13 protein-coding genes are annotated in these 12,530 nt (G+C 64.1%); 8 read left to right on the top strand and 5 right to left on the bottom strand.

Annotation, left to right across the window (positions count from 1 at the left end; translation table 11 throughout):
- Positions 1–176 precede the first annotated feature (176 nt).
- A complete protein-coding gene (locus ACNJX9_RS21640; protein WP_439404093.1) occupies positions 177–740 on the bottom strand; it encodes a TetR/AcrR family transcriptional regulator in 564 nt (187 codons plus the stop codon).
- A gap of 116 nt (positions 741–856) precedes the next feature.
- Between ACNJX9_RS21640 and ACNJX9_RS21635 the strand changes: the two genes are divergently transcribed.
- Positions 857–1,519 carry a glutathione S-transferase gene (locus ACNJX9_RS21635; protein ID WP_439404092.1) on the top strand — a complete coding sequence of 221 codons (663 nt, stop codon included), beginning with the start codon at positions 857–859 and terminating at the stop codon, positions 1,517–1,519.
- A gap of 31 nt (positions 1,520–1,550) precedes the next feature.
- On the opposite strand, the gene ACNJX9_RS21630 is transcribed toward ACNJX9_RS21635, so the two are convergent.
- Positions 1,551–3,644, bottom strand: coding sequence for an adenylate/guanylate cyclase domain-containing protein (locus tag ACNJX9_RS21630; protein WP_439404091.1), 2,094 nt, complete (start codon positions 3,642–3,644; stop codon positions 1,551–1,553).
- A gap of 295 nt (positions 3,645–3,939) precedes the next feature.
- Between ACNJX9_RS21630 and ACNJX9_RS21625 the strand changes: the two genes are divergently transcribed.
- From ACNJX9_RS21625 to ACNJX9_RS21610, 4 genes are read left to right on the top strand one after another with little or no spacing between them, the layout of a single operon-like run.
- Positions 3,940–4,245, top strand: coding sequence for a BufA1 family periplasmic bufferin-type metallophore (locus ACNJX9_RS21625; protein ID WP_057755090.1), 306 nt, complete (start codon positions 3,940–3,942; stop codon positions 4,243–4,245).
- Positions 4,246–4,284: 39 nt separating this feature from the next.
- A complete protein-coding gene (gene bufB / locus ACNJX9_RS21620) occupies positions 4,285–5,187 on the top strand; it encodes an MNIO family bufferin maturase (protein ID WP_439404090.1) in 903 nt (300 codons plus the stop codon).
- The gene (locus ACNJX9_RS21615; protein ID WP_439404089.1) at positions 5,177–5,962 is read left to right on the top strand and encodes an HvfC/BufC N-terminal domain-containing protein; all 786 of its coding nucleotides are present in this window, start codon (positions 5,177–5,179) and stop codon (positions 5,960–5,962) included. The genes bufB and ACNJX9_RS21615 overlap by 11 nt, the downstream gene beginning before the upstream one ends.
- On the top strand, positions 5,959–6,471 hold the full coding sequence (locus ACNJX9_RS21610) for a DoxX family protein (protein WP_057755096.1): 513 nt from the start codon (positions 5,959–5,961) through the stop codon (positions 6,469–6,471). The genes ACNJX9_RS21615 and ACNJX9_RS21610 overlap by 4 nt, the downstream gene beginning before the upstream one ends.
- 112 nt (positions 6,472–6,583) lie before the next feature.
- Here ACNJX9_RS21610 and ACNJX9_RS21605 read toward each other — a convergent pair whose 3' ends face one another.
- Together ACNJX9_RS21605 and ACNJX9_RS21600 are read right to left on the bottom strand one after the other, a co-directional pair.
- The gene (locus ACNJX9_RS21605; protein ID WP_057755099.1) at positions 6,584–7,720 is read right to left on the bottom strand and encodes a patatin-like phospholipase family protein; all 1,137 of its coding nucleotides are present in this window, start codon (positions 7,718–7,720) and stop codon (positions 6,584–6,586) included.
- A 70-nt stretch (positions 7,721–7,790) separates the two neighbouring features.
- Positions 7,791–8,615 carry a 3-hydroxybutyrate dehydrogenase gene (locus tag ACNJX9_RS21600; RefSeq protein WP_057755103.1) on the bottom strand — a complete coding sequence of 275 codons (825 nt, stop codon included), beginning with the start codon at positions 8,613–8,615 and terminating at the stop codon, positions 7,791–7,793.
- Between the two features lie 191 nt (positions 8,616–8,806).
- On the opposite strand from ACNJX9_RS21600, the gene ACNJX9_RS21595 reads away from it, so the two are divergent.
- Complete coding sequence (locus tag ACNJX9_RS21595; RefSeq protein ID WP_057755106.1) at positions 8,807–9,694, top strand: LysR family transcriptional regulator; 888 nt, start codon at positions 8,807–8,809, stop codon at positions 9,692–9,694.
- Between the two features lie 40 nt (positions 9,695–9,734).
- Here ACNJX9_RS21595 and ACNJX9_RS21590 read toward each other — a convergent pair whose 3' ends face one another.
- Positions 9,735–10,451, bottom strand: a complete 717-nt coding sequence (locus tag ACNJX9_RS21590; protein WP_439404088.1) for a peroxiredoxin-like family protein — start codon at positions 10,449–10,451, stop codon at positions 9,735–9,737.
- A gap of 261 nt (positions 10,452–10,712) precedes the next feature.
- On the opposite strand from ACNJX9_RS21590, the gene ACNJX9_RS21585 reads away from it, so the two are divergent.
- Together ACNJX9_RS21585 and ACNJX9_RS21580 are read left to right on the top strand one after the other, a co-directional pair.
- Positions 10,713–11,195, top strand: a complete 483-nt coding sequence (locus tag ACNJX9_RS21585) for a cupin domain-containing protein (protein ID WP_057755109.1) — start codon at positions 10,713–10,715, stop codon at positions 11,193–11,195.
- A 102-nt stretch (positions 11,196–11,297) separates the two neighbouring features.
- A complete protein-coding gene (locus tag ACNJX9_RS21580) occupies positions 11,298–12,503 on the top strand; it encodes an MFS transporter (RefSeq protein ID WP_439404087.1) in 1,206 nt (401 codons plus the stop codon).
- Positions 12,504–12,530 lie beyond the last annotated feature (27 nt).

Here is a 12,530-nt window from a genome sequence, read left to right as displayed (position 1 = left end):
GTTCCCATTGGACGCTGACCCGGTGCCGTTCCGAGCGAGCTCGTTTGCCAAAATGTCGAAAACAACCCCATGCACAGTAGCTCGCGCGGCTCTGCGGCGGGGCCTTTGGTCGGATCCACCGGGGTCCCTTCCGGGCCGAAGTCGGCGCAGCTGCCTGCTTGGTGGAACGCTGGGATCTATGCCGGCAACAGGCCCGCGGCGCGATAGCTCTCGATCACGCTGTCGAACAGGGCGATATCCGCGCGGCTGCGCGCCATCAGCTGCGCGCCGGCGACGGCCGCGAAGATGGCGCGGGCGCGCGCCTGGCTCTGCTTCGGGCTGACAACCCTTGCGGCGGACAGGACCTTGGCGAGCCACGCCACGTTGACGTCGGCGAAAGCCTGCACCTCGGTCTTCACCGCATCCGGCAGGTCGTCATATTCGGCGGCCATGAAGCTGCACATGCAGATGCGGTTGTCCCGCGTCAGCGCGGTGCGAAACACTTCCGGATAACGGCTCAGGCTTTGCCTGGGATCACCGCTTTCGGCCAGCATCGCCTCGAGCTCTGCCGCGGTGTCCTCCCAATAACGCCGCGCCACTGCAGCACCGAGCTCGGCCTTGCTGGGAAAGTGGTGATAGATGCTGGCGGCCTTGATGCCGACCTCCGCGGCAAGGTCGCGAAAGTTCAGGCCGCCATAGCCATGGGCCTGCGCGGTGCGCCTGGCCGCCGCCAGGATCGCCTCTTTGGCATTCGCACTCATGGGTCCCTTCATCACCGATCCGTCAGCCTACCAACTGACAGATAGGCATTGACCAGGTAAAGCACAAAGCTTAACGTCTACCTACCAAGTGACAGGTAGGTAACGAGGACACGCCGATGAAGATCTACGACTTTCCGACCGGCCCCTATCCCGCCCGCGTCCGCATCGCGCTGGCCGAGAAAAAGCTGCAGTCCCGCGTCGAATTCGTGCTCGTCAATTTGCGCAAGGGTGAGCACAAGCGGCCCGACTTTATCGCCAGCAAGAACTATTCGGGCACCCTGCCCGTGCTCGAGCTCGACGACGGCACGCTGATCGCCGAGTGCACGGCCATCACCGAATATCTGGACGCGCTCGACGGCGCGCCCACCCTCACCGGCACGACGCCGCGCGAAAAGGGCGTGATCCACATGATGAGCAAGCGCGCGGAGCTGGAGCTGCTCGACGCCATCAGCGTCTACTTCCATCACGCCACGCCCGGGCTCGGACCTCAGGTCGAGATCTACCAGAACAGGGAATGGGGCCTGCGCCAGCGCGACAGGGCGATCAAGGGGATGCACTATTTCGATTCGGTGTTGCGGCAGCAGCCCTTCGTTGCCGGCGAGGCCTTCTCGATGGCCGACATCACCGTGATCGGTGGGTTGATCTTCGCGAAGCTCGTCCAGCTGCCGGTGCCCGGCGAATGCGAGGCACTGTCCGCCTGGTACACAAGGATGCAGGCGCGGCCGAGCGTACGGGATCAGCTGGCGCTGGTGCCGCCGCCGCGGGAGGCCGCGGCTTAGACCTGGCACGCTGGCTCTGCGCGTGAGGACGCTATTTTGAGTTCAAGGTGGTGACCGGCCGCCAAACTGTCGGCTTATTCTCCAGGAGCTCGCTGCAACGCGCGAGCATTGCCTTCGCCGGAATATCTTGCGGCTGATCCAACAGCACCGTCTCGAAATCAACGATGGCGCCCTCGAGATCGCCGCTTCGATATTTGGCAAGACCGTGCTCGTAGCGCGCGATCCACGTTGTGGCCTGGCGCTCTGCGTCAGCCCTCCCTGCCAGGCCGATCAATTCATGGACAACGATCCCCTCTTCGCGGCCATAGACTGCGATGCTGTCGATCTCGCGTGTGATGATGGCACCACGGGCAAGGCGCTCGGTTGCCTCGCCGATCAGAATTTGCGTGCCATAGCTCTTGTTGGCGCTTTCCAGGCGGCTTGCCACGTTCACGGCGTCGCCAATCACGGTGTAGTTCAGCCGCAGCTCGGAGCCGATATTGCCGACCAGCATGCGGCCGGAATTGATGCCGATGCGGATCTGCAGGGGATGGCCGAGATCGTCGGTGAGGCCGGATTCCGCGATGGCGCGGCGGATGCCGAGCGCGGCGCGGCAGCAGCGCTCCGCATGATCGGCTTGTGGCTGCGGCGCGCCCCAGAACGCCATCACGGCATCACCGATGAACTTATCGATCGTCCCGCCATTGGCGACGACGACTTCCGAGGCAAGGTCGAGATAGCGCGACAGCAAGGGCACGACGCGGTCGCCCATACGCTCCGAAAGGCCGGTAAAGCCGGCCACGTCCACGAACATCACGCTCAATTCCTGGATCGCGCCACCGGGCTTTGCCTCGACGCCCTGGCGCAACAGCGCCCGGACGAGATCGGCCGGGATGAATTTACGGAACGCCGAAAGACCGGCGGCCATCTCCGCGATCGCGCCCGACAAGCTTGCAATCTCCTTCAGTCGCGAGGGATGACGGCGCACCAGCTCCAGCGCAAAGGTTTCGACATGGCGGATCTCGCCGACGACGCGGGAGAGCGGGGCTGCGATCACCGTGCGGGCGAGCAAGGCGGACGCGAGAGCCGCAAGCACTGCGCCGACAGCGAGGCCGAGGATCAGGCGCCGTAACGTCGTCTCGACCGGACCGAGAAACTCGGCCTCCGGAATGATGGTTGCGAGCCGCCAGCCGGGAAACGGCAGCGGCGTGAGTGCGAATTCATAGGCGGCACCGTCTGAGGTGAGCCGGCTACGCCAGCTTTCCTTGCCGCCGCCGGCCTGGGCCAGCGCCTTCTGCGCCAGCGGCAGCAACTTCTGGTCACTGTGCGCGGGATGCAATTCATCGGCGTCCTTGTCGGGCGCGGCGACCAGTTCGCCGCTGCCATCGAAGATGAAGGCTGTTCCGGTACGCCCGACCTCGAGCTGGGCAAGGAAGCGCGCCAGGCGGGTATATTCGATCATGATGGCCAGCACGCCCTGGCGCTCCTGATAGACGTCGATCGGACCTGCAAAGGCGATCGACGGACGCTCCCCGATCGGATGGTCCGTGACCTTGAACCATGCGGGCTCTTCGGCCTTCAGTCCGGTCTTGAACCAGGTGCGATCGGCAACATGGAAATCGGTCGGCTCGAAACGGCGGTTGGCAAATTCGATATCGCCGGGCACGACGTCGTATTCGTCGATGCGGCGCTGGCCGGCATGATCGGTGAGCGAGATCTCCATCATCTCCATGCGGCCGTCGCCGAGCTTGTGGGCGGCAAAGAACGCGCCGTCGGGCCAGCCAAACGCGACCCAGGAGATCGTCGCCTGAGATTGCAGTTGAGACAGAAACACGAATTCGCGCTTGTCGGCCTCACGGGTATCGAGGACGTTTTGCAGAAAAAGTGTGCGGATCGCGGTGTGCGCCGCGCGCGCTTCGTCGACGATCGCGCCGACTTCCTTGCGAACGGCGGCGACGATTTGCTCATTGATGGTCGAGGCAAGTTGCCGGCTGGTCGCCTCCGCCGTGCGCCACCACAGGAGGCTGGACAAGGCCGCAGTCAAGAGGATCGCGGTCAAAACCAGCGCCGACACGGCGAGACGGATGCTGACCGACAACCGCCGCAGCGCCTGGCCTGATGTCACGCGTCCGTGGCTGGCGTCCATGACTTGATCCGGCGGGTTGACGAGGCGAACTGCTAACCTCCTTCGCAGGCCCGCAGCCGTTCGTTACGTCTCGCAGATGCCAGCAGTCCCGGCCAATGCGCGCCGGCTAAGGTCTCCATAGAGACTAGGCATTGGAACTATCTCCCCACCTGCCGCTAATTCGCCGCCCAGCGCACGACATCGTGCGCGTCACCAACTGTCTCACCAACTCGTGAGCAGCCTTTCCGGTAACGCCGGCTGCGGCGAGGACGAACGAGACCCTGGGCCCAATGCCCTACTCCAGAGGAGAGATCTCATGTCTGCCAAGACCACCATCAGTTCGCTCGTACTCGCCGGCGCCGTCTCCACCGCACTCGCAACCCTCGCCTCCGCCGCTCCCCTGACCAAGGCCGAGGCCGACGCTGCGATCGCAGCCAAGAAGGAAAAGTGCTTCGGCGTGGCGCTGAAGGGCCAGAACGATTGCGCCGCCGGACCGGGCACGACCTGCCAGGGTACTTCGACCGCCGATTTCCAGGGCAACGCCTGGAAATTCGTGCAGGGCGGCACCTGCGCCAGCATCGAGCTGCCTGGCGGCAAGAAAGGCTCGCTCAAGCCGGTCTGAGGCGAGGCGGCACTAATGCAAACGGCGCGGAGGAGCGACATGGACGCAACGATCAGCCCCCGGACGTCTGCGGCCGTCCCCCTCCGCTTTTCGCCTCCCCTCGGCGGCGTCGCCGGAACGAGCTTCAAGCCCGAGCATCTCACCGCAATCCTCGACGAGGGTCCGCAACGCGGCTTCTTCGAAGTCCACGCCGAGAATTACATGGGCGCGGGTGGACCGCCGCACCGGATGCTGGAGCGGCTGCGGCGCGATCATCCGCTTTCGCTGCACGGCGTCTGCATGTCGATCGGCGGACCTACGCCGCTCGACCGCTCCCATCTGGCACGTTTTCGCGGCCTCGTCGCGCGCTATCAGCCCGCCCTCGTCTCCGAGCATCTGGCATGGTCGACACACGAGACCAGCTTCTTCAACGATCTCCTGCCGTTGCCCTACAACAAGGCGACGCTCACTCACGTCTGTGCCCATATCGACGAGGTGCAGGAGGCGATCCGGCGGCCGATCCTGCTGGAAAATCCCTCGACATATGTAGCGTTCCGCAACTCCACGATGTGCGAAACCGACTTCATCCGCACCGTCGCCGAGCGTACCGGCTGCGGGCTGCTGCTCGACGTCAACAATGTCTTCGTGTCCGCGGCCAACCACTGTTTCTCGGCACTGCAATATCTCGCCGACTTCCCCTTGGCGCGCGTCGGCGAAATTCACCTTGCCGGCCACGCCGAGCAGCGCGACGAAGGCGAGCTGTTGCTGATCGACAGCCATGACGGTCCGGTCGCGGACGCAGTCTGGAAGCTGTTCGAGGTCGTGATCGGGCGCTGCGGGCCCGTTCCGACGCTGATCGAATGGGACAGCAACATTCCCGATTGGCCGGTCCTGAAGGCCGAGGCCGCGGCGGCACAGACGATCCTGGATCGTCATGTCAGGAGGCTTCGTCATGCAGCCTGAACCGCACGCCTCCTACGCGGCCGCGTTCGCGCCTGCCTTGCTCGATCCTGTCCGCGAGGTCCCCAGCATCGTGACCGGGCCGTGCGGCAAGCCGGCGGTCACGTGCTACAACGTCTATCGCAACAACGTCACGGTCAGCCTGATCGACGCGCTCGCCTCGATCTACCCGGCCGTGCAGCGCCTGACGGGTGCAGAGTTTTTCCGCGCCATGGCGCGTTTCCATGTCCGAGAAACCCCGCCGAACTCCCCGTTGCTGTTCGACTACGGCCGCGATTTTCCCGCCTTCATCGAACGCTATGAACACGCTCAATCGCTGCCTTGGCTCGCCGATGTCGCCCGGATCGAGCGGGCGTGGCTCGACGCCTATCACGCCGCCGACAGCGCACCGCTTTTGCCATCCGCATTGGCCACCATCGCGCCCGATCGTCTTGCCGGCCTCGTCTTCACGTTGCATCCGGCGACGCGCGTGGTGCGCTCGCCTTACGCGGCGGTGACCATCTTTGCCGCCAACCGTGGCACCGAGTCTGCCGACGACAGCATCGACGCATCCTTACCAGAAGATGCCCTGATCACGCGGCCGGACGTCGACGTCGTGGTGCAACTGCTCCCGCCCGGCGGTGCGGTCTTCCTGACTTGCCTGATGTCGGGATGCATGCTGGCAGAAGCCGCCGCTGCGGCGCTGGAGGAGGCACCCGACTTCGATCTCGCCACCAACATCGCCGGCCTGTTCGAGGCGGGCGCCTTCGCCTCGCTGACGTCTGGAGACGCAAGATGATCTCGGAACAACGTATCGCGCCTGCAACTGCCCTGCCCTCCATCGGCGTGCTCGTCGACAGGGCCAATGGTCTTGTCCAGGCGATCGCGACTCCATCCATGGTGCAGCTCGCACTGCGCCTGGCATTGGCGGTCCCGTTCTGGCGTTCGGGCATCCTCAAATGGACCGGCTTCTTCAAATTGAGCGACGTTGCGGTGACGCTCTTCACCGATGAATTCATGCTGCATCTGCCCGGCGGCCCCTATCATTACCCGAGCCCCGCGACGATGGCCTTCCTGTCCGGCTGCGGCGAGATCATGTTTCCGGTCCTGCTCGTGCTCGGCCTCGGCACCCGCTTTGCCGCGCTCGGGCTCCTGTTCATGACCATCATTGTCGAGCTCACCGTGCCCGACGGCTGGCCGGTCCACATCACCTGGGCGGCAATGGCGCTCGGCATCATGGCCTATGGACCGGGACGCATCTCGCTCGATCATTTGCTTTGCCGGTTCGTGATGCGTCACGACAGATAGCGCGGAGACGCCCCTCAACCTACGCATCCATACCAAACGAGAGGACGTCCGTGGTCACATCACCACGGACGTCCTCTCGTCAGGGTAAGCGCCAATTATCCGATGGCCTTGCTCATTCGGCTGCCATCGGCATCATCTCCTGCTGGTCATGCAGGATCACGCCCGCCAGAGGGTCGAACTCGCCTTCCCAAGGCCTGCTTGCCAGCGCCGCCTGGGTATGTGCGTAGCCAGCCTCCCAGCGCCTCATGATGCCGGACGGGCTGAAGTCGATATCCTTGGTGTGCGTCTCGTGATCGAGTTGCGGGGCGAGCAGACGCACCACGTGCATCCGGGTCGGACAGCCATAGCTCATCAGTTCGCGGGCAACAGGATTGCCGCGTTCGTGCTCGGGGAGCCTCGCGGCCAACTGGTTGATGACATGACGCAAACGATGCGCCTGCTGCTGGCGCGTGATCTGGCTGGCGATACGGCTGGAGTACTGGACGTCCTTGTGGCGGTTCAGCACCTCGGCCATTGTGCTAGGCTCGGCGCCCACGGGATTCCAGAGGTGCACGGCGAAGATCAGCGAGTTCTTGCGCGGGTTGTCGTCGAACACCGCTTCCGTCGGCGTGTTGGAGAGGATGCCACCGTCCCAGTAGAGCTCGCCATCGATACGCACGGCCGGAAACGCCGGCGGCAGCGCACCTGACGCCATCACGTGCTTCACCGTCAGCTCACCATCGCGGCTGTCGAAATAGCGCATCTGGCTCGAGCGTACATGGGCCGCGCCCACGGTCAGCCGCGGCGTGCAGCGATTGACCAGGCTGAAGTCGACGAGCTCGTTCAGCGTCTTCTCGAGCGGCGCGGTCGAATAGAAGCCTGCGTGGTCAGCACCCAGCGGATAGGAATCGCCGGCATGCGCCAGCGGATTGGGCCGGAAGAAGCCCGGAATGCCGCTGGTGATGGTCGACCAATAGGAGAGCTTTTCGTTGAAGCCGGGGAATGCGGTGCGGAAGCTCCAGGCCGGGCTCTGCTCCATCCGCTTCCAAAATACCTTCAGCCGCTCAAGCCGATGCCGCGGCTCATTGCCAGCGATCAGGCTGGCATTGATCGCACCGATCGAGGTGCCGATGATCCAGTCCGGCTCGATGCCGGCCTCATGCAGGGCCTGGTAGACGCCGGCCTGGTAGGAGCCGAGCGCGCCGCCGCCCTGCAGCACCAGCACGACCTGGCCCGGCAGGTCCTTTGAATTGCCTTGCATGCCGTTCATGTCTCGCTCCTGAGGGGCTTCCAATCGCTGGATATTCGTCAGCCGTCGCGGTTTGTTACGCCTGTTCATGTCAATGCGCGGTCCAGCCGCCATCGACCGGCAGTGCAATGCCGGTGATCGAGCCCGCGGCCTCGGTCGAGAGAAACACCGTGAGAGCGCCGAGCTCTTCCACCGTGGTGAAGCGCTTGTTCGGCTGCTGGGCGAGCAGGACGTCGCGGATCACCTGGTCGCGGGAGATACCATGCGCCTTGGCCTGCCCATCGATCTGCGCCTCGACCAGCGGGGTATAGACATAGCCGGGACAGATCGCGTTGCAGGTGATGGCTTCCTCGGCGGTCTCCAGCGCCGTCACCTTGGTCAGCCCGACGATGCCATGTTTGGCGGCGACATAAGCCGCCTTGAAGGGGGACGCGATGAGGCCATGCGTCGAGGAGACGTTGATGATGCGACCGAACCCGTTCCGGCGCATCGCCGGCAGTGCGAGCCGCGTGGTGTGGAAGGCGGACGACAAGTTGATTGCGAGGATCTGGTCCCACTTTTCGACCGGAAACGCCTCCAACGGCGCAACGTGCTGGATGCCGGCATTGTTGACAAGGATGTCGAGCCGACCGGACTGTGCAACGGTCGCCGCGATCATTTCGGCGATCGAATTCGGCCGGGTCATGTCGGCCGGCGAAAAGCTCGCCTTGACGCTGAACTCGGCCGCGATCTGCTCGCGGACTTTGCCGATCTCCGCGGCGCCGCCGAGCCCGTTCAGGACAACATCGGCCCCTTCAGCCGCGAGCGCCCTGATGATGCCGAGCCCGATGCCGCTGGTCGAACCCGTCACCAGGGCGACCTTACCGGCGAGTGTTCGTGCGGTCTGAGACGCTTGCGGCTTGAGGGGAATATTCATGGCTGATCCTCCAATGACGACGGGGCGGCCTCCTGACCGGACCCTTGACTGATGCGAATTGTGAGCGATGGCCGCAAGAAGCGGAAATGCCGGATGGCTTCCGAAACGATACGCGTCCGCTATCGGACGCGGGATGTCATTCTACGTCCCGATCGGCTAAGTTCCGTCCCGATCCTGCTGGGAGCCGATCCATGGAAATGCACCAGGTCCGCTATTTCCTCGCGGTAGCGCAACTGCTGAACTTCACGCGCGCCGCCGAGGAATGCAACGTGACGCAGCCCTCGCTGACGCGGGCCATCAAGCAGCTCGAGGCCGAGCTTGGTGGTGACCTGTTTCGCCGCGAGCGGCCGGCCGCACAGCTGACTGAGCTCGGCCAACGGATGCATCCGCTGTTGAAGCAGTGCTACGAGGCCGCCGCCGGCGCACGCTCGCTCGCCTCCTCTTTCAAGAGCGGCGAAGTCGGTGCGCTGCGCGTTGCGCTGACCCATGCCATCGATCTTTCCCTGCTGATTCCACACCTCAACCAGATCAGGCGGCAGTTCAACCGGCTCGAATTCCGCTTCTTGCGTGGCTCGAGCCGCGAGGTCGCGGATTATCTCAAGAAAGGTGAAGCCGAGCTCGGCATTGCCGCCGAGATCGACGGGACCTGGGAGCGGCTCGACGTCTGGCCGCTATTCACCGAGAATTTCGACCTCGTGATCGCAAAAGACCACCGGCTTGCGAGCCAGAGCACGATCGAATTCGACGATCTGCGCGCCGAGCAAATGTTGAGCCGAAACTATTGCGAGCATGCCAGCCGGATCTCCTCGAGCTTGCGCGAGCACGGCATCGACGTCGATCACGGCCATGAGATCTCCTGCGAGCGCGACCTTCTCGAGCTCGTCGAGGCCGACATCGGCATCGCAATGGTGCCGCGCACATCACCGCTGCCCGAAAATCTCAAGCGTGCCGCGGTGAGCGGCCTCGACGCCCGCCGCACCGTTAACCTCTACGGCGTCGCCGGCCGTCAGCGGACGGCTGTGGCCAACGCGGTGATGCGGATGCTGCGCGGCGCGGATTGGCGGGCGATTGCGGGCTGAGCTTGCCCTCCTGTCGCAAGGGACTTTGCGACGGCAAACCTCAATTCTCCCGGCTCGCGCTCTCAAGCGCGGCGAGCAAATCGTCGATCTCCATGCGCTTGCGAAAATCGGGATCGACGAAGCGCGCCTTGACGAGGCCGTCTCGACCGACCACGAAGACAGCCGGGATCGGTAGCATCCAGCCGTCATTGCCGTGGAATTTGGCCATGTCCTGGTAGGACAATAACCGCTGGATTTCGGTGCCGAGCCAGATCGCCAGATTGAGCGACAGCGCATAGCCGTTGTCGAGGTCGGTGAGCACTGGAAACGGCACGCCCGACTCCGCAATGAACTTTTCGGTATATTCCTGCGTCTCCGGCATGATCGCGACGATCTGCGCGCCCATCGCACGGATCCGATCCTGCGCCTGGATCACGGCGCGGACGTTCAACCGGCAGTAGGGACACCAGTGCCCGCGAAAGAACATCACGGCCACAGGCCCGCGCGCAAGCAATGATGGCAGCCCAACGAGTCGCCCCCGATCGTCGGGCAGCATGAAGGGCGGCATCACCTCGCCCGGACGCGGCGCGTTCTCGCCGCCCCCGTTCTGGCTCAATCGGTCCACCAGGCGATCGACCGCCTCCCCGTAAGCGGGGAATATCTCGCGGCCGGCCTCCGCATAGGCACGAAGCTGCTCGTTCAGCGTGCCCTCCATGTCGCGGCAGCGTTGAAAGGCAAGTTTGAGCCGTTCGGCATCGGCGGGGGTCAACGACGTCATCTTCCGCTCCGGCACGTGGTGCGAGGGACATTATTTTGCGTTCTGGCCACCCTGCAAGGGGGCATTGCCATCCGACGCCAGATCGTCGGCCGGTAGAAATGCCATTCCACGATTGGTTCGATAGCCGCTGCCTATCGCGCCGCGATAGCGCGGGGCTATCGCGTCGAGAGCGAGACGGCATTTCATTCAGCGCGCGTCTTCGGCGAGCCTGACGCCATTGCCAATGACCATCGCGGTTGCGGCCAACAACGGAGACCATCCATGATCACGCATTCGAGACTGTCACTTACCCTCTTGCCCGCCGTCGCTTTGGCCGGCGCGGTCATGTTCGCGATCCAACCCGCCTCTGCCGGCGAATGCCCGGCCGACAAGATGAAGCCGAATGCCCGGCAGATGGTCGATTACAAGCCCGTCGGCGTCACCGACGTCACGCTCGGCTCGATCGACCTCGAGAAGCAGCCGGCCAACATCAGGGATCGCGAGCTGCGCTTTCGCAAGCTGACGATCGAACCCGGCGGCATCGTGCCCTGGCACAGCCATGACGACCGTCCGGCACTGATTTTCGTGCAGCAGGGCGAGATCGTCGAATACGCCTCCAACTGCGTCGATCCGATCGTGCACAAGGCCGGCGATATCAGGCCTGAAGTCTTTGGGACCTCGCACTGGTGGAAGAACCTCGGCAAGCAGACCGTCATTCTCTATGTCGGCGACGTCCGCAAGGATCAGCACGACCACAATATGTAGCGAGTGCATCAAGCCCCTGCCCTCGTTACTGGATGTGGCGCCCGGAATGCTGCCCCGCGTGCCGGGCGTCACATCGTCCTTCTCGTCAGGAGATGCAGTGTCATGACTGATTTGTCCGCCCGCATCAGACCGACCACCATGACGATGCATGGACCCTCGCCGGGCGTCGCCTTCCGCTCGCTCGTCATCGGCTTGAGCGCATTCCTGACGGTCGTCGATCTCTTTGCGACGCAGGCGATCCTGCCGTCCCTCACACGCCATTACGGGGTGACGCCGGCGGCGATGGGCTTTGCGGTCAACGCCTCCACCTTTGGCATGGCCATCTCAAGCCTCGTCGTCGGCTTCTTCAGCCCTCATATCGACCGGCGGCTTGGCATTCTTCTCAGTCTCACGCTGCTGGCCATCCCGACCAGTCTGCTTGCGGTGGCGCCCAACCTCGCTGTCTTCACGGGTCTCCGTATCGCGCAAGGCCTGTGCATGGCATCGGCGTTCGCGCTGACGCTCGCTCATCTCGGCGAACAATGCAGCGCGATGGATGCCGGCGGGGCCTTTGCTGCCTACATCACGGGAAATGTCGCAAGCAATCTGATCGGGCGACTGATCTCGGCCGCGGTCGCCGACAGCCTTGGGCTGTCCTGGAATTTCTACTTCTTTGCCGCACTCAATCTGGCCGGCGCTGCTCTGGTCTATTTCACCATCAATCGCGTCCAGCCAATGCATGTGATGTCCACGGCCGCCTCGCCGCTTGCCGCCATGTTCGCGCACTGGCGCAATGAACGGCTGCGCGCGGCCTTCGGCATCGGCTTTTGCATCCTGTTCGCCTTCATCGGCACCTTCACCTTCGTGAATTTCGTCCTGGTGCGGCCGCCACTCTCGCTCGGCATGATGGACCTTGGCCTCGTCTATCTCGTCTTCCTGCCCTCGATCGTCACCACTCTTTTGGCCGGCAAGGTCGCCACGCGCATCGGGACACGGCCGGCGATCTGGGGCGCGCTCGCCCTCGCGGCGCTCGGCGTGCTTTTGATGCTGCGCCCGCATCTTGCCGAGGTGCTCACCGGCATGGTCCTGGTCGGCGTCGGGACGTTCTTCGCTCAAGCCGTAGCGACCAGCTTCGTCGGGCAGGTCGCGACCGAAGACCGCGGCGTTGCCAGCGGCACCTACCTGGCCTGCTATTTCCTTGGAGGTTTGACCGGTACCGCGGCACTCGGACAGATCTTTGACCTGATGGGATGGACCGCGTGCGCGATCGGCGTCGCGGTTGCCCTCGGTTCAGCCGCGCTTTTGACGCTCAAGTTGAGGATCGCCTGAGGCCAACCTCATGGCACGCGCGATGCG

It is taken from the genome of Bradyrhizobium sp. BLXBL-03, from assembly GCF_051853015.1.
In the GTDB taxonomy this organism is placed as follows: domain Bacteria; phylum Pseudomonadota; class Alphaproteobacteria; order Rhizobiales; family Xanthobacteraceae; genus Bradyrhizobium; species Bradyrhizobium manausense.
Note: the sequence above shows the minus strand (reverse complement) of the source record. Positions and strands in the feature narration are given on the sequence as shown.